The organism is Liquorilactobacillus vini DSM 20605 (genome assembly GCF_000255495.1).
GTDB classification, from domain to species: Bacteria; Bacillota; Bacilli; order Lactobacillales; family Lactobacillaceae; genus Liquorilactobacillus; species Liquorilactobacillus vini.
Genome location: NZ_AHYZ01000173.1, coordinates 1 through 15,884, shown reverse-complemented (window position 1 = coordinate 15,884; position 15,884 = coordinate 1). Strand labels below are relative to the sequence as shown.

The 15,884-nt window shown below is 34.2% G+C and carries 15 protein-coding genes; 9 read left to right on the top strand and 6 right to left on the bottom strand.

The window, feature by feature from the left end; all coding sequences use genetic code 11:
• The coding region (locus ON15_RS11300) for a GGDEF domain-containing protein (RefSeq protein ID WP_010581257.1) at positions 1-910 on the top strand (910 nt) is incomplete at its 5' end.
• A gap of 6 nt (positions 911-916) precedes the next feature.
• On the opposite strand, the gene ON15_RS09490 is transcribed toward ON15_RS11300, so the two are convergent.
• A complete protein-coding gene (locus ON15_RS09490) occupies positions 917-1,609 on the bottom strand; it encodes an EAL domain-containing protein (protein ID WP_010581256.1) in 693 nt (230 codons plus the stop codon).
• Positions 1,610-1,722: 113 nt separating this feature from the next.
• On the opposite strand from ON15_RS09490, the gene ON15_RS09485 reads away from it, so the two are divergent.
• Complete coding sequence (locus ON15_RS09485) at positions 1,723-2,433, top strand: EAL domain-containing protein (protein WP_010581255.1); 711 nt, start codon at positions 1,723-1,725, stop codon at positions 2,431-2,433.
• Positions 2,434-2,751: 318 nt separating this feature from the next.
• Here ON15_RS09485 and ON15_RS09480 read toward each other — a convergent pair whose 3' ends face one another.
• Entirely contained in the window at positions 2,752-3,459 is a 708-nt protein-coding gene (locus tag ON15_RS09480; RefSeq protein ID WP_010581254.1) for an EAL domain-containing protein, read from the bottom strand.
• Between the two features lie 134 nt (positions 3,460-3,593).
• Between ON15_RS09480 and ON15_RS11295 the strand changes: the two genes are divergently transcribed.
• The 7 genes from ON15_RS11295 (at position 3,594) to ON15_RS09445 (ending at position 10,591) form a co-directional block, all read left to right on the top strand.
• Positions 3,594-4,898: a Firmicu-CTERM sorting domain-containing protein gene (locus tag ON15_RS11295; protein ID WP_010581253.1), complete on the top strand. Its 1,305-nt coding sequence runs from the start codon at positions 3,594-3,596 to the stop codon at positions 4,896-4,898.
• Complete coding sequence (gene xrtG, locus ON15_RS09470) at positions 4,895-5,509, top strand: exosortase family protein XrtG (protein WP_010581252.1); 615 nt, start codon at positions 4,895-4,897, stop codon at positions 5,507-5,509. The genes ON15_RS11295 and xrtG overlap by 4 nt, the downstream gene beginning before the upstream one ends.
• Before the next feature lie 4 nt (positions 5,510-5,513).
• Complete coding sequence (locus ON15_RS09465) at positions 5,514-6,851, top strand: TIGR03111 family XrtG-associated glycosyltransferase (protein ID WP_010581251.1); 1,338 nt, start codon at positions 5,514-5,516, stop codon at positions 6,849-6,851.
• Positions 6,852-6,857: 6 nt separating this feature from the next.
• On the top strand, positions 6,858-7,229 hold the full coding sequence (locus tag ON15_RS09460; protein WP_010581250.1) for a 6-carboxytetrahydropterin synthase: 372 nt from the start codon (positions 6,858-6,860) through the stop codon (positions 7,227-7,229).
• A gap of 37 nt (positions 7,230-7,266) precedes the next feature.
• Positions 7,267-8,847 carry a TIGR03766 family XrtG-associated glycosyltransferase gene (locus ON15_RS09455; protein ID WP_010581249.1) on the top strand — a complete coding sequence of 527 codons (1,581 nt, stop codon included), beginning with the start codon at positions 7,267-7,269 and terminating at the stop codon, positions 8,845-8,847.
• A 260-nt stretch (positions 8,848-9,107) separates the two neighbouring features.
• Positions 9,108-9,662: a hypothetical protein gene (locus ON15_RS09450; RefSeq protein WP_010581248.1), complete on the top strand. Its 555-nt coding sequence runs from the start codon at positions 9,108-9,110 to the stop codon at positions 9,660-9,662.
• A 383-nt stretch (positions 9,663-10,045) separates the two neighbouring features.
• Positions 10,046-10,591: a hypothetical protein gene (locus ON15_RS09445; protein ID WP_010581247.1), complete on the top strand. Its 546-nt coding sequence runs from the start codon at positions 10,046-10,048 to the stop codon at positions 10,589-10,591.
• 57 nt (positions 10,592-10,648) lie between these two features.
• Here the strand turns inward: ON15_RS09445 and ON15_RS09440 are convergent, their stop codons facing one another.
• From ON15_RS09440 to ON15_RS09425, 4 genes are all read right to left on the bottom strand, one after another.
• The gene (locus ON15_RS09440; protein WP_010581246.1) at positions 10,649-11,392 is read right to left on the bottom strand and encodes a hypothetical protein; all 744 of its coding nucleotides are present in this window, start codon (positions 11,390-11,392) and stop codon (positions 10,649-10,651) included.
• Positions 11,393-11,429: 37 nt separating this feature from the next.
• Positions 11,430-12,518, bottom strand: coding sequence for a DUF916 and DUF3324 domain-containing protein (locus ON15_RS09435; protein WP_010581245.1), 1,089 nt, complete (start codon positions 12,516-12,518; stop codon positions 11,430-11,432).
• Between the two features lie 89 nt (positions 12,519-12,607).
• Positions 12,608-13,321: a WxL domain-containing protein gene (locus ON15_RS09430; RefSeq protein WP_010581244.1), complete on the bottom strand. Its 714-nt coding sequence runs from the start codon at positions 13,319-13,321 to the stop codon at positions 12,608-12,610.
• A 124-nt stretch (positions 13,322-13,445) separates the two neighbouring features.
• Positions 13,446-15,437, bottom strand: coding sequence for a hypothetical protein (locus ON15_RS09425; RefSeq protein WP_010581243.1), 1,992 nt, complete (start codon positions 15,435-15,437; stop codon positions 13,446-13,448).
• Between the last annotated feature and the right edge of the window lie 447 nt (positions 15,438-15,884).

Below are 15,884 nucleotides of genomic sequence, written 5' to 3'. Positions count from 1 at the left end.
TTATTATGGTTATACATTAGCTATTGCATCATTTTTCTTAAGTAAGCGCTCATATGGTTTGCTAAACTTTGCGTTAACTCCGGCAGTTATAACTGCATGCTTAATGATTGATAAAAAAAGTGTAATTGGGCCCTTGATAGCCGAGATTATTGGCGGTTTATTAATTTTAGGTTGTTGTTATCTATTGGAACGGATGAAAATTAATAGTTTTCAAAAATTAATCTGGGCGATGTTTATTGGCAATGTAGTACCAGTAATTATTTTTTGGCCGCCGTATTTTTCACTTGTTAAATTGTCAATTGTTGTTTTTTTCTTATTGCTTGGAACTTTTTTAATCATGCTGTGGACAATCCTTTACTTCCATTATAAGAATGAAACAGCTCAAAGAAAAAAAGAACTTGATTATGAAAATACACATGATCAACTGACAACTTTAAGAAATTATCGGGCTTTTTTGCGATTTATTAATCGATCTGAAAAGGATGATTCGATTCATACAGTTTTGATGTTTGACATTGATAACTTTAAAAAAATCAATGATCATTACGGCCATCTTGAAGGAAATAAAATTTTAAAATTTTTTGCTCAAAATCTGAAACAAACATTTACTGAAGATTTTGCTAAAGCAAGATTATTTCGTTTTGGTGGTGAAGAATTTTGTGTAACTATCGAAGCTGGAGCTCCAGGAGAGTGTTACTTAGCTGCTAATAAGTTAAAGCAGCTATTAAAAAAGACTCCATTTATTACGGAGAATAATATTGAAGTCAAGTTAACCTTTTCTAGTGGAATCGCTCAAATGGATCAGTTTAATGATATTCATGCTGCTATTCGGGAAGCCGATGCAGCTTTGTATCAAGCTAAAAATAACGGTCGTGATCAAATCGTTATTTCACAAAACCAGCAAAACTAAGGCGGATTATTCAGCTGCTAAAGCATTCCATAAAAATCCTTGTTGCAGATAGATCCCTTTGCTTAAAGCAAATTGTGCTTTTTCAGGATTATCAATTCCTTCGATAACAAACTCGATTTGCCGACTCTGAGCTAATTTAAACCATTGTTCTAAGCAAGAAGTCCAGGAACGTTTATTCGATTTGATCAATGAAAATTTTATTCGTTTGAAGAATTTGGCATTTTCCAAGACAAATGATGAAGTATTCATACCAGTTCCAACATCGTCTAAAGTTAATTCAAAACCTAGAGCCTTTATTTGCTGCAATTTTTGAACCAAGCTTTGAACATTAGTACATAATTTAGGTGGACGTTCAGTGATTTCAAGACTTAAACGGTTATGATAGATTTTTAATTCTTTAAGACAGTTTAGGGTACTTTGAAAAAACAGCTGCTGCGGTTCTAAATTAATTGCAAATTTTTCCTGTGGCTTTTTTTTGAACTTGGTTTTTAATTGACAGGTGAACCAATTAAGTAAAATTTCATTATTAGCATTATTTTTTATAAAATAGGAAAATTCAGCAACCGGAAATTGATCGGAGTCTTTGGAGTGAAGCAGTAATTCAAAATCACTAGCTTCTCTTTTGGTTGCATCAAAGATTGGCTGTGCGATTAAAGTAAATTTAGCTAGCTTTTGAGACAAGTCTTTTTCTGCTTTCATTGACAGTTTCCCTTTTTATAAGTTAAGTGAATTAGGTAGAAGTACAAGATTTATAAATTGATGTTATCATTAAATTTAACGTGCTTCAATGATTTAAATTAGGTGGGTCGAAAATGATAAGTAGCTTAAAGAATGAATTTAAAGATTTAAAAATTATTGGCCAGACAATTGTGCCAATTAATAATGAAATTGGCAGGGTTAAGGAATATGAATTATTACTTCGCACGCGAAAAACTAATGATTTTCCAACAGACTTTTTTTCAAAAGTAATTAATGATCAAGTTGGTAATTATTGGTTTTTGAATTGGTTAAAACAGCAAATTGATCAAATCATGAGTAATAATTATCAAGATATCTATAATCTTAATTTAGATCCCCAACAATTTAGTTTTAGAGATACTTGGAAGTTCATCATGGCTATTAGCCAATATCGTTCCCGTTTAAAGATCGAAATTACTGAAAGAGTACCCTTAACTGTTGGGCAAATTGATCTTGCTGAAGTTATTAAACGTTTAAAAATGACCGGCTTTGCCGTGGCTTTAGATGATATCTGTACCGGTGAAAATAGTTTAAGTTTCGTGGTTAAAAATTACAAGTCCCTAAAAAGAATCAAGTTCTCGGTTTTAGATTTTAGAAGGTTAAAAAGGGGGACCCTTAAAGAGCTACTAGCTTTTTTATTAGAATTATCATTGGAAACTGGCTTAGAGTTTGTAATAGAAGGAATGTCTTTAAAAGAGGTTAGACAGATTTACGATGAGCGCCATGATCGACAAACGAAAAGTTACCATTTATTTTGGCAAGCAGCTACAGAGGTTAATTTTTGATATTAGAATGATGAAGCAGAACTATTTAAGTAATTTTTAGCGATTTTGTAGACAATCTAATTATTAAATGCTATACTTTAGTTTCTATTATACGGCGAGGCATCTGCAAAGGGCGGGTGCCTGTTTTTTTAATAAAAATAATAACGCCGCTAAGCTGATTAATTTAATAATCTTTATTAACAAGTCGCAAAAACGCTTGATTTATTAAAAGATATTGATCAAAGTTACTTTAGATTATATAATAAGATAAATTAATTAATTATTTGCAACTTTTAGTAAAAAAGTTGCAATAATAAACTTTATCATTTTTATTATTACTCAAAAACTGTTGAATTTTTTCTTCCATTGAAAGCCTTGTTGCAGATAAATATGCTTATCTGCAACATGATGTGACTTCTTATTTGAATCAATTCCTTCTACAACTAATTCAAGTTGACGCTTATGTGCAAAAATACTCCAGAAAGTTAACAGGGCATCTAATGACAGAGTGTCTAGAGTTTTGAATTTGAGTAAAGAGATTTTGATGCGCTTGAAGTATACTGAATTATTTAATAAAAACTGCAAAGTGTTTTCACCGGAGCCAAGATCGTCTAAAGCAATTTTAAAGTCTAAGAAACGTAAATATTTTAATGCTTTTGTTAAGCGATCTAGTTGTCCTAATGGTAAAAGCTGTTCAGTTAACTCAATAATTAACTGCTTTTTATAAGGTAATAAATTTTTTAGACAAGCTAAGGTGCTTTGATAAGTTAACTGTAAAGGATCAAGATTAATGGCAATGATTTTGGAGGGATTTGCTTGAAACTGCAAGATTAAATTATTAATGATCCATTGCAAAAATTGCTGATTATTATTTTCATTGGCAGAGATTGAACTGAACATTTTACTGGGAAAAGAATTAGTTTTGCGGGAGCGTAATAAGAGGTCAAAATCACTAATTTTCATTTTTTGAATGTTAACAATCGGTTCTAGTTCAAAAGTAAATTCACTGTTTAACTTCTGGACGGTTGTTTGGAAATAAGTATCCATAATTATTCCTCCGGGTAAAACTAATTTTGAATTTCATTATTTATATCGGAGGAAAACAAAATTTTTAAATGTTCCAAATCTGTTTATTTTTGTTTTGATTTGTCAAGGGATCGTATAGAAAGATGGTATTCAAGATGAAAAAAGCACTGATTTTTTTAACGACTTTAATAGTTGCAGCTTGTTTTTGGATAGTTCCCAGTGTCTTTGCTGATAATTCAAGCTCAGCAATTAAAATTGATGGTCAATTCGACGACTGGAGTGGCATAACAAAGGACACTTTTGGTTATTATTATACTGGCAATTGGGCAATGGTTAATAATAACACCGAAATTGATGTCTACCTTGATAACGGGGATAACGGCAGTATCAATTTGTCATTGTCAAATTATACCTTGAAGATTGGAAATCAGACTTATAATTTATTTATGTCACAGAATGGAACTGATTTAACAGTTTCAGCGCAAGATGAAAATGATAACTGGAAAACAATTACTGATGTGGGAGTAGGAAAATTAATTAAATCCGGTAATGAGCAAAAGATGGAATTTAATGTTTCACTGGCAAAATTGAATCAAAGTACACCAGTAACATCAACTATTACATTATCAAACTCAAATTTAGGCTCACAAACGGTAACGGCAATTAATAGTAGTACAATTAGTAATTCGAGTTCTGCTAGTTCGGCTTCCTCTTCAAATACTACGACGAGTTCATCAAGTTCCGTCTCGGATAATTCATCATCTCAAAGCACGCAAGCTAATTCATCTTCGACTGCTTCTTCAAGTGATTCAGTAACTAATACCAATACTAGTGGAAACTTTAAGATTGTTATTGATGGTCAGTTTAACGACTGGAGTGGAATAACTAAATCAAATATGGTAAGTGGCAACGATAACGATAATATTAAAAAGGCAGCTTTGATTGCTGATGATCAGAATATTTATTTTTATATAGCGATGGAACCAGTTCTTGAGGGCGGTTATACTCAGCTGCAGCCTTCAGGATATACATTAACGGTTGGGGGGATCTCGTACTCACTTGATTTTAATCATAATTCTTCAGTGTCATTAAATGATGGTGAGACAAAAATGATCTCACTCGGCATTTATGATTCCAAGACTGGATCATACGTGACTCTTAATGGTCAAGCTGCAGTGACAAAGGAGAAAATTACCCAAAGCTTAGGCGATGGTTCAACAATTGAAGGCTGGGCAGATGTTGTTGAGTGCGCGGTTCCGTTTAGCGACCTCAAAGGTGTGTCAAACACTAGTGGTCAAATTATCACTTTGGAAAATACTAACTTATGGACAGGAAAGCTTGAAACCAGTGGAGGAACGACGCATCCAGTAGTTTTAGCTGGTCTGGGTTTAGGAACGGCCTTGTTTGGTTTGTGGAAATTAAAAAAACGCAAGTATAATTTCTCAAGGGGCAGCAAATGAATATCTATCTAATTATTGGCTCAATCGTTTGGTTCTATGTTTTATCATTATTTAAACGAGCAAAATTAACAGCTTTTTTCTTCATCTGGGGCAGTGTTGGGTTGTTTTTCATTTTAATTTTTTTTAGTTCTCCTTATTGGTCTTGGCTGTGGACTCATAATATTACATTGCTGATGGGCTGGCTGAGTTCATTGACTAAGGTTGGCCGCGCAATTCCTAAATATAATATTATAAGTATTTTTAACTCTTATGAACCAGTTAATATGACGATTGATTATGAGTGCTCAGGTATTATTGAAACGTTAGCTTTCGTTTGTTTAGTTAGTTTTTTCCCGATATTTGATCGTTATCAAAAATTATTCTTTTCGCTTCTTGGAGCTGGCTGGATCTTTTTGGCCAATGTTTTGCGATTATATTTGATCATTTTGCTGGTGCATTTTGGTGGAGGCAGTTATTTTTATCTTGCACACTCAATTATTGGTAGGATTATCTTTTATATCTTAGCCATTGTTTTATACTATAATGTTTTCACTTCTTCGCAGCTGGCACAGAGTCTGTACAGTTCTTGGCATCGGTTGATCCAGCGAACTAGAAATTTAAAGGGGCATTAATATTTTGACTTATTGGTTAGAGCTGACTCTTTTTAAAATGGGTTTTTGGATTACTTGGACTTTAATTCCAGTGATCGTTGAAATAATTCCTGCTTTTATTTCCAGTATCTGGTTAATGTTCCATACTTGGTATTTGGCAAAATTAACTCCTCCTACCAAATTACCAATGATTTCACTAATTGTGCCAATTTATAATTCAGATGAAACACTTTTCACTTGTATTTGGTCAATTGCTCGTTCAACTTATCCTAAAAATTTAATCCAAATAATTTTAGCTGACAATCAAAGCGTTGATGATAGCTTTGGCGTCTATACGCGAGCGCAAGAAAGATTTCAGGACCTAAACATTCAATATTTGCGAACTGAAAAGGGTAAAGCCAAAGCACTTAATGCAGCAATTTATGGCAGTATTGGTACTTATGTCATTAATATTGATAGTGATGGGGCTTTAGAAAAAAATGCCTTGATGAATATGGTTTTGCGCTTTGAAAACAATCCGCAAATTGATGCAATGACAGGAACAATTTTGCCACGTTCACAGATGATTAAGGATCAAAGAAGCTTTTGGCTGCGCTTATTGCAGCATAATGAATATTTTGAATATGCCCAGGCGTTTTTATCTGGAAGAACAATTGAATCACGCCGTAATCAGTTGTTTACCATGTCAGGAGCATTTTCGGCATTTCGTAAAAGCTCATTGCTAACAACGTTTTTATATGACACTGAAACGATTGGTGAAGATACTGATATGACCTTTCAATTGCGTGATCGCTTAAAAAGTCGTGTCGTGATCTGTTCAGATGCAATTTTTTATATTGAACCGATTCCAAGCTTGGATAGTCTGTATATGCAGCGTCAACGTTGGCAACGAGGAGAATTGGAAGTGGTTCGTGAGCATAATAAGAATTTGAGTCTAAAATCGTTTTTTACCAATTTTTTGGTTCGACGAATGATGATTGACCATACTTTTCTTTTTCCCAAGATGATTTGGATTTTTGCCAGTTTGGTTTTAGTATTTTGGGGATATTCTTGGCAAATGTTATTAATTTCTTACGTAATTATCTATTTTCTTTACGTAATGGTTGGTGGATTAAATTATATATGTGTATTACTGCTGTTGAAACCATTTGCGGCGGAAAGGCGGTTTTTTCGTTCACTTTGGTGGGCTGCTTGGACCTTGCCGATTTATAATTTCATTTGCTCTTGGATTCGTTTGATTGGGACCTTGAATAGCATCACGAAGAACTCAAGTTGGAACTCAACTCCTTTTTCGACGGAAAAGCAAAAAGTACGACAAGTGATATTTAAAGACTTAAAAAATGTTAGAAATAGAAAGAAGTGAGCTGATTTGGCAAATTTAGTTTTTAGCTACCGAATAAAATCATTCTTTAATGCCAGTCATGCGATTCGTTGGGATTCAGGAATTGGCCAAAGACATAGTCATACTTGGGAAGTTAACTGTGAATTTCGCAGCCAGCAGGGACAGACTGTAGTGTTTAAAGACCTTGAAGATAAGTTAAATAACATTTTTCAAAAATTTTCTGGCAGTTTTTTAAATCAGTTAGAATATTTTCAAGAAATTAATCCAACAGTCGAAAACGTTGCGGTTTGGCTATATAAACTGGTTACTCCAGCAGTTGAAACATTAAAAGTTAGATTGATTCGTTTAGAAGTCGCAGAATCACCGACAAGATCATATTGTATATCGGTTGTCGATTGATGGAAGCAAAAGGTGTTAAATTTAAGGGGAAAATAAAATGAAACAGTTATTTAATTTTAGCCGATTAATCATCAATATTTTTTGGACCATTTTATTTGGAATCACCCTTTTTTTCGCGTGGACATCAGTCAACTTAATAGTTGGGGATAATTATTACTTTGGGACTAGCACAACGTTAATAACGACTGGCCTACTTATCGGCAGCTTAGTCATATTGATCAGTTTAGTTGTTTTTAGGAAAGAACGTCAGCTTTGCCGGTGGATTTTCATCAAGCATAAATTGTTAACAGCGCTTATTTTACTGCTGCTGGTTTTTGCATTTCAGATTTTTTTTGTTGCTTTTGTTCACCCAGTTAGCGGCTTTGATTCTGGGATGCTGCACTATGCAGCGACTAATCCCAAACATGTTCAAGAAGCAAGCGTGATTTCTTATTATAGCGTTAATGATAATAATTTGCCGATCATGCTCTTGATGCGTTGGCTGGTAGTAGTAACTGGTCAAACCTCTTGGATGTTTTTTGATTACATAACTTTGATTTTGGTTGATCTTTCAGCCATACTTAATATCTTAACTATTGCAGTCATTCAGCCACGGTTGACAGCTGCAGCAATTTATTTTCAAGCCGGTTGGTTGGCTGTTTTTCCAACAATCATTATGCCGTATACCGATGCTTGGGTTTTACCATTAGTCTCACTGTATTTACTAAGCTATTTTATTGTAAAAAAATCGCATTGGTCAATTGTAATTAAAGCTGCAGCCGCAATCATTTTTGGGATTAGCGTGACTTTAACTTATTTTATGAAGCCATCAGCCATTATACCAGTAGTTGCAATTATTATGATTGAATGCCTCAATGGCTTGCAGAAAAAGCCGCTTTTTAATAAGCGCACGCTAGCTTATGTCGGTTTGAGCTTAATTTTGATTGGTGGCAGCGGGATCGTAACTTATCGACTTACTAAGCAGCAAATTCAGAGTCAACAGTATATTGAGTTGCAGTCAGGTCGCTCGATTCCGGCAATTCATTTTATGGCCATGGGAGTTTATGGAGAAGGTGGCTATAGTGAAAAACAGGCGTTAAAAATGGTTGTTTTACCGACGAAAAAACAACGAGTAGCTTATTCAAAAAAAATGTTGAGTAGACGTTTAAAGTCTTTAGGTCCATTGGGTTATGCCAAGTTCTTAATTAAGAAACAGGGTAACAATACTGCAGATGGTACCTTTGGCTGGTTAAAAGAAGGTCATTTTTTTCGTGATAATCAACGACCAAGTGAGAAAGGTTTAAGCAACAAGTTAAAGAATTTTATTTATCTTTATGGCCGAAATATTGCTGATTTTCGCTTTTTAGCACAAGTTTGGTGGGTCTTTTTATTGACCGTAATTGCCTTAGGTTTAGGTGCGGGGAGCCAATTTAAAGAACGGGAGATTTTCAAGTTGGCATTAATTGGCGGTTTTTTATTTTTGCTGCTTTTTGAAGGTGGTCGTAGTCGCTATATGATTCAATATTTGCCAGTCTGGTTGTCGTTAGGGATTATTTCTTGGCCAGGCTGTCTGACAAATTGTCAGCGAACCTTTGCTTGGTTAACAAATGAAAACTTTTTGTTAGATGATTCAAAATGAAGTAAGGTTTGCACAGTTTTGAATGATTTCGTTAACACTTTTCTTAAACATTCACTATAAAGTACTGGGGCTTGCAAGATATTAAATAAACCTTTTGACGGTCCCCTCTTGATTATTTCAGTAAAAAGATTATTATAAATTATAGAGAATATAAAGCGATTACATAAAAATACTTATAACTTAGGAGACTATATTAATAATCTTGAATAAAATTTCCTAGTAAGATTTATCAAGCTAGGGATGATAGGGGGGCATAGATTATGAAAAAAGCAATTGTTTTGATTTTCTCTTTGCTTTCATTTGTTTTCCTAGTTGATTATGAACGTGTGATGGCTGATAGTTTAACAACGGCTACTTCGAATGTTTCTTTCAATGTAACTGCTGGAAACTTGTCATTAACGAGTGTTCCAGTACTTCGGTTTGAAACTCGAAAAAGGGAAGATGCTGGTGAATTAAGCGATTTGACCAATTCCTCAAGTGAGATTAGTTATTCAGCTAGTACAAATGGGAAAAGCAATTTAGTTGTGACTGATTATCGTGGAGCGAGCTCGGATACTTGGGCAGTTTATGCTCAGCTAAGTTCACAAAGGACAACTGCTGTAATCAATTTAAATAATGGAGCTCACTCGGCAATCAGTCTCTCAAAGGATCTAACAAAGATAACAAACACAAAGCAACCAGCTGATGGAAAGGCAGTAACAGCAGTTGATAGTTCTAATTTGAAAATTAATCATGCTCAGGAAAGAACCAAAAAAAATTCATATTTGGCAACCGTTACTTGGGTTCTTGCAGATACGTTTGGTAGTCAGGAATAGATATCATTGAGCCAGTCATTCAATATTATTGAATAAATATTAAAAACCGATCCTCTAATTCATACCATTCTAGTTGGTAGTTGGAGGATCGATTTTTTAAGAAACGGACTAAAATAAAGTTTTATTGCAAGAAAAATTAATTCTATTTCTAAGAAGTAAAGCTTCTTTGCAAAAAAAGTAATGGAAGATTATTTTTGAATTTGAAAGTATTAAAATTATTTAAAGAAGCACCGATTTAATAATATGTTAAGTTACCACGAGACTTAACACTAATTTTGTAATGGAAGGAGTTTCTTTAAGTTATGTTTTGACTAATCAAATTCAATGCTAGGTAAAGTTGATTTGGTTTGACTTTGCTTAGTTTAAGAAAAGAGGCTTTGATTATGAAAAAATTATTGATTTCAGTTATTTCAATTTTTTTGTTTGTTTTCTTGGCCGGCTTTGAAGAAGTTAAAGCTGACACAATGACTTCGAATGTTTCTTTTACTGTCACTTCTGGCAGTTTAACATTAACTTCAGTTCCAGTCTTGGAATTTAAGACTAAGGAGGATACTGCTAAAAATCGGCTTTCTAGTTTAGTAAATTCCTCAAGTGAAGAAAGTTATACATCAAAGTCAGCAACGAGTACAAATAGTTTGGTCGTTGAAGATTATCGTGGAGCAATCCATGATAATTGGACAATTAGTGCACAACTAGGAAATACAAATGTTCCAGCATTTGTAAATGTCAAGCAACAAAATGGTGAATCAAGTTCGATGTTGTCCAGTACAAGCACAACTGTCATTTCAAAGTCAAGTCGATCCACTAAAAGTCAAACTCGCTTTGCAAAGTCCAAACTAAGAATTAATAAAAACCAAACCTCGAGCAATCAACAATTTCAAGGAACAGTAACCTGGACCTTGGAAAATACTGCTAGTAATCAAAATTAATTAAGGTCATTTTTTAAATACTGCAAAATTTTTCTAATTTTTGCAGTATTTTTTTAATTATTCTGTGGACGCAGTATTATTTAGACTCCATACAATTTGTCCATGATAAGTTCCAGGTTTAAATTTAACTAACTGTTTCTGTGGAAGATCCTTAAAATCAAGCGTTGTTGAAATGCTTGAAATCAAATTTGCAATTCCAGCCCCCTGAGTTGGTGTCATGGATGATTCGGCAACTGGAACAGCAACTTTTGAAGTTATTTTAACTGGTTCAATCCGCTTATTAAGTAAAGTTTGCTTAAAATGCAATGTAATTGCTGGCGTAATAGTTGTTTTTCCATTAGAAAAGGCTGTTGCCTGTGCGGAAACGACCCAACCGCGAAAGTCAGCAACACTCAGTGCCCCCGCTGTATTCGCCTTTTTGAGATTATCTGCTTTTGTCAAAGAAATGCTTGCACCTTTGTATATTGCGCTAGCAGAAACTCTTTTAAAATTCAAATTGGGAACTGACTGGAGTTGCAGATCACCGCTGCTAGCAGAAGTCTGTTGATTATTAGCAGCCAAATTGGTTGAATTAGTCAAAACCGCAGTTTGAGAATTGGTTCCTTGAATTTGCTGTGCCGCAGTTTGACCACTCACGTTTGTCGTTAAATTACTATTAGCAATGACTCCATCGCCAGCAACAACTGTAAAAGTTGCAGTGGTATCAGCGTCAACATTTGTCAAATTAATGACGATGGCGAATAGAATTCCGCAACAACCAAACAAGATCTTGATCACTTCCCTTGCCAGGCGATATTTCATTATGAGCCTCCTTGAAAACTTTAACTGAAAGCAAAGATTATTTTTTATCGTGTTCTTCCTTTTCTGTTGCATGTCCCTGCTTACCCTCTGAGTCTTTTTTCTTACCAGCATGACGTCCAATTAGATAAGTAATCAAGATGATCAAGATCAACAATAAAATGCCAATCAAAATATACAACCAAGTCCAATTACGGACGACATTTGCTTTCTTATTGATCTTGCGTGCTTGTGACAAAGTAATTGTAAAGTTACGATCAAAGACCCACTTAAAAGTTCCGGAACGAGCAACTAAATGTAGATGATAAGTTCCAGCTTTTAAAGCATCGTTGTTCCAATCGATTGAGTAGTTGAAATTAGAATTTGGCGCCATTCCCATATTTTTTTGCGAAGAAGTGTACATGGTTTTGCTGCCCTTAGTTTTAGAAATGGTAGCCTTAACGCGCATATTGCTAATCATTGTTGGTCGAGTATTTTCCAAATTAGCTTTAACTGCTGGACTGAAGTTTGCTGTATCCTTGATCGTTGGCTTGACCGAGTTCATTTTTAGATGCGGTGAAACGATTGTTTGAGTATCCTCACGTAAAACGATCCCTAAAGCTAAAGCAAACCGATTCTTGATTGCCATACCCTTTTGATTTGTCGCCTGGGCTGCTGAGGTGCTTTGATCGAGAAAATAGAACGCACCTTCGAGAATCCCTTTATATTTTTTCGGCGGCATTTTCATAGTAAAAGCAACTTTTTTGGTTTCTTTAGGCTTTAAAGTTATTTTTTGTGGGGCACCGAAGATATCAGACAAGTAATAAGGAGCTTTGCTAAATCCCTTTAAATTATTTTTGTTGTATGCTTCTGATCCGCTGTCACTTGTATAAGCTGTATTTGGATAAGCAATAATCGTTTTATTTTGATTAGTCAGATTCTGAACATAAACATAAATTGTTTGTGTCTGGTTAGGACTGACTTTCAAGTCAAAATAAGTTGCTTGTTTATTATACTGATTATCTGGAATAACCGCAGATACAGTGAAACCGGCACCTTGTGCATAAGCATTAATTGCTGGCTTTGCAAATAAAAATCCCCAAAATCCTATCAGAACAATAAACAAGCTATACCAAAATCTTTTTTTCAACGTAAATTCTCCCCAATACTTTTTTAAGCAATCATCTCAGGCCAAAACAATTACAGCTATTATTTTAGTCTAAGTTAAAAATATTTGAATTAGTTTTGTGCAGCTGTGTTTTGTAATGTCCAAACAATAGTTGATTGGTAGCTGTGGTTAGCAATTGGTGAGTTAGACGTAGCAGTATTGAAATTCAAAGTAGCACTGGTAACGTTTGCCGTAACAGCTTTAGTACCATCAGTTTCATTAGCGTTTGATGCTAAAATAGGTGTATTAGAAGTACCAATTGTAGTATTGCTTAAAGTAGCGCCGCTTGCTGAAACTCCGCCAATTGTTGCTGAAATGGATTTATCGTTTGAATTGGTTTGATCTTTGAAGTCGCTCATTGAGGCTTGAACGTTCCAATCACGCGAGCTTTGAGCATCAGTTGTTGAAACTGCTCCTCGATAATCTTCAACAGTCAGAGGGTTTGAAATGGAGGTTGCCGCTACACCTTTATTGCTGTTATTATTCATAATTTGACCAACTGAAATTTGACCAAAACCAAAAGATGGGGCGGAAGTCAGTTTTAATCCATCACCTGTACTAGGATTGCCGTCATTATCGTTGCCATCACCGGCCTTAACGCTAAAAGTTGCACTAGTATTGCCGCTTGCTTGTGAGGATGTTGAAGAAACGCCTGAAAAAATGGAACTTGATGATGAGGAACTAGCTGTAGTAGTTGCGCTTGCACTACTTGTAGTAAATGCAACTCCAGCGCCTAAGGTAACTGCGACTAAAGCAATATTCTTAACATTTTTAAATAAATTCATGGTAAATAAAATTCCCCTTTTTATTTTTAAAATTTAAAACTTACCAGCAAAAATTTTGCCAAAAAAATTGATTAAAGTGACAGACAACAAAAAATGAAAAATTATTCAAAATATACGGGCGGGGTTAACTACTTGATTGGTCAGACAGACTCATTGTCCAATGCAAGCTAGTAGTATAATCGCCGGGCGTCACCTCCTTTAAAAGATCATTATTATTAGCCAGGCCGCTTAATGAGAGACTCCAACTGATGGAATCACTACCAGAAAAATTAGTCAGATCAACAGTAGTCTTAAAGCTTTCAGCTTGGTTGAATTTATTGGATAGCATGTTTTTCAAAAATTTACTGAATTCGCTAGTTGTGTTGGTGCTATCAACCGTATCTCCAACTTCTAATGATAAATTCAATACGTTATTGCTGGCTCCTAAATCATCGTTAATCTCAATTGTTGGTTGAGAAGTTGAAGCGGAGTTGACAGGATAAGCAAGAAAAATATTTTTAGACCCAAGTGGAACCGAATTAAAGGTGACATTTGGAATTTTAGCCGTCAGATTTCCATTTTCATTAACAGTTGCAGTAAATGAAGTTATGATATTGCTATTATTTATACTTGAAGCATTATCAGCACTTGAAATTGCAAAAGTTAAAGTATTTATTCGTTGTAATTTCAATCCAAATGAAACTAAGTTATTGCTTTCCGTAGCAGCAAGATTCCCGACAACATTAATGTTATTGTTATAACCTTTGTTTTTGAGGTGAGAGATATCATTGATTTTGAATCTGCCATTTTGTTCAGCCACTTTTGTCCAAGCAGTATTATCGTTGGCCTTTACATATAAATTATTATTGTTGAGATCTTGCACTAAAATATTTGCTGAAGTTGGATTATCATTTGTTTTGGAAAGAGTGCTTGATCCATTATTGGAGCTAACAGTACCTGTAGAAGATCCACTGCTAAATTCAACTGATTTGATTTGCGGTGTTGTATCAGCAGGCTTTGGAAAATCCGTTGAAATGATATTATTTATTGCTGCGCCATTCATCCAGACCTCAATGTTTCCCCCGCTAATGACATTTGTAATATATTGTGGAGTTTTTTCAGTTCCATAATTTCCTAAAATGACATCAGAGGACTTTGGAGCAAAAATTGAGCCTAAAAACTCTTCACCTGTTCCCGCTGAATTTGAAAGGCGAACAGTTTGAGAATCAGGGAAATTATTAATAACATGAGAAGCCCAATCCAAGTTTTCATAATTATTCCCATCAGTTGTGATGCTATAACTGTTTTGGTCAGTCCAATTGAAGGTAGAACGGTTTTTCCAATTTACTATAAAGTAAGGACCTGATTCATTAGAGTTTTGATTTGTAATATGAATCGAAATTCCTTTTGCAGTTGAATCAACGTTTAAAGTATAAAGAGGAGGAGTTTGATAATTATCAGGCAAACTTATGTCAAAACGTTCAATCCCAGTGTTGTCAACATAGGTGCCATTGATTACGTTAGCCTGTGAATCTGCATAATAAGTACTTAAAGCTCGTAATTGAGTTGTAGCAGTCGTGAAAGCAGCAGCTGCGTTATCAGAAGCTGGTATCTCAGAATCTAGTGAATTAAAGTAACTGGCAACTGTTGAAAACTGTATATTCTTTCGATTGGTAAAACTCTGAAAATTTGAAGTTATGTTTGCTGGACTATTCCAGTTGTAGCTCCAAAGATAAGAACCATTAGCCGTATTTAAACTTGATGATGAACTTGGAATGTTGTCAGCTATAAAACTGCTCTGGTTTCCCATTAGTTGGGAAATAGATCTAATTAGATATGAACCAGTTGAATCATCATTACTATCAACTGACCCTAAAACTAAAGCAGGGTTTAAATTGGCAGTCTGGTAAAAATCATTAGCCTGATCTTTATCAACGCTCAGCTTATTAGCGGCAATTTTTGAGTTGATAGTGTTGCTAGAAATGCTATGTTCTAAAGTTACTGTTCCTGGTGCAAAAAATTTAAAATTATTTGCGATTCCCAGAGGAAAGCTAGCAGCAGTAACTTTTTGATTTAAAGAGGTAATCCCAATGAGAAGTCCCAATATTAGGAATAAAAACTTTACCAAGTTTTTCATAATACTCTCCTTGATTGTGAAAAAACAGTTAGAAATAAAATACATATAATATACTAAATTAATGCAACAATGACATATTATTATTAAACTGATAACATTTTATCATTAAACTGATAACATTTTATTACTAAAACAAATAAGAGTAAATAGTTTTTTTTGAAAAAATTAGATTAATTTTAAAAACAAGTATCAAAATTTAAAGTCTCATGAAGTGTTAAACAGTCTTTCAAAAAACTGATTTGCTAAATATGCTTACCTTCAGGCAAAACACGATTAATTATTTATTTATAATTGGTTATGTAATTATAAGTGATTAAAAATTTAAAAATCAAATTTAAAGTTGTCAAAGGGTTAGCAACAGTTTTAAAACTGTCAGCAAATTTTTTAGCTAGCTATTTAAGAAAGACGTGTATTATTTTATTTTGTATATTTAAAAACTAATAGTAA

Bases quoted from the DNA above. Each gene is read 5' to 3' on its own strand.
- ON15_RS09490 (WP_010581256.1), bottom strand. From the start codon at position 1,609: ATGAAAGCAGAAAAAGACTTGTCTCAAAAGCTAGCTAAATTTACTTTA.
- ON15_RS09485 (WP_010581255.1), top strand. From the start codon at position 1,723: ATGATAAGTAGCTTAAAGAATGAATTTAAAGATTTAAAAATTATTGGC.
- ON15_RS09480 (WP_010581254.1), bottom strand. From the start codon at position 3,459: ATGGATACTTATTTCCAAACAACCGTCCAGAAGTTAAACAGTGAATTT.
- ON15_RS11295 (WP_010581253.1), top strand. From the start codon at position 3,594: ATGAAAAAAGCACTGATTTTTTTAACGACTTTAATAGTTGCAGCTTGT.
- xrtG (WP_010581252.1), top strand. From the start codon at position 4,895: ATGAATATCTATCTAATTATTGGCTCAATCGTTTGGTTCTATGTTTTA.
- ON15_RS09455 (WP_010581249.1), top strand. From the start codon at position 7,267: ATGAAACAGTTATTTAATTTTAGCCGATTAATCATCAATATTTTTTGG.
- ON15_RS09450 (WP_010581248.1), top strand. From the start codon at position 9,108: ATGAAAAAAGCAATTGTTTTGATTTTCTCTTTGCTTTCATTTGTTTTC.
- ON15_RS09445 (WP_010581247.1), top strand. From the start codon at position 10,046: ATGAAAAAATTATTGATTTCAGTTATTTCAATTTTTTTGTTTGTTTTC.
- ON15_RS09440 (WP_010581246.1), bottom strand. From the start codon at position 11,392: ATGAAATATCGCCTGGCAAGGGAAGTGATCAAGATCTTGTTTGGTTGT.
- ON15_RS09430 (WP_010581244.1), bottom strand. From the start codon at position 13,321: ATGAATTTATTTAAAAATGTTAAGAATATTGCTTTAGTCGCAGTTACC.
- ON15_RS09425 (WP_010581243.1), bottom strand. From the start codon at position 15,437: ATGAAAAACTTGGTAAAGTTTTTATTCCTAATATTGGGACTTCTCATT.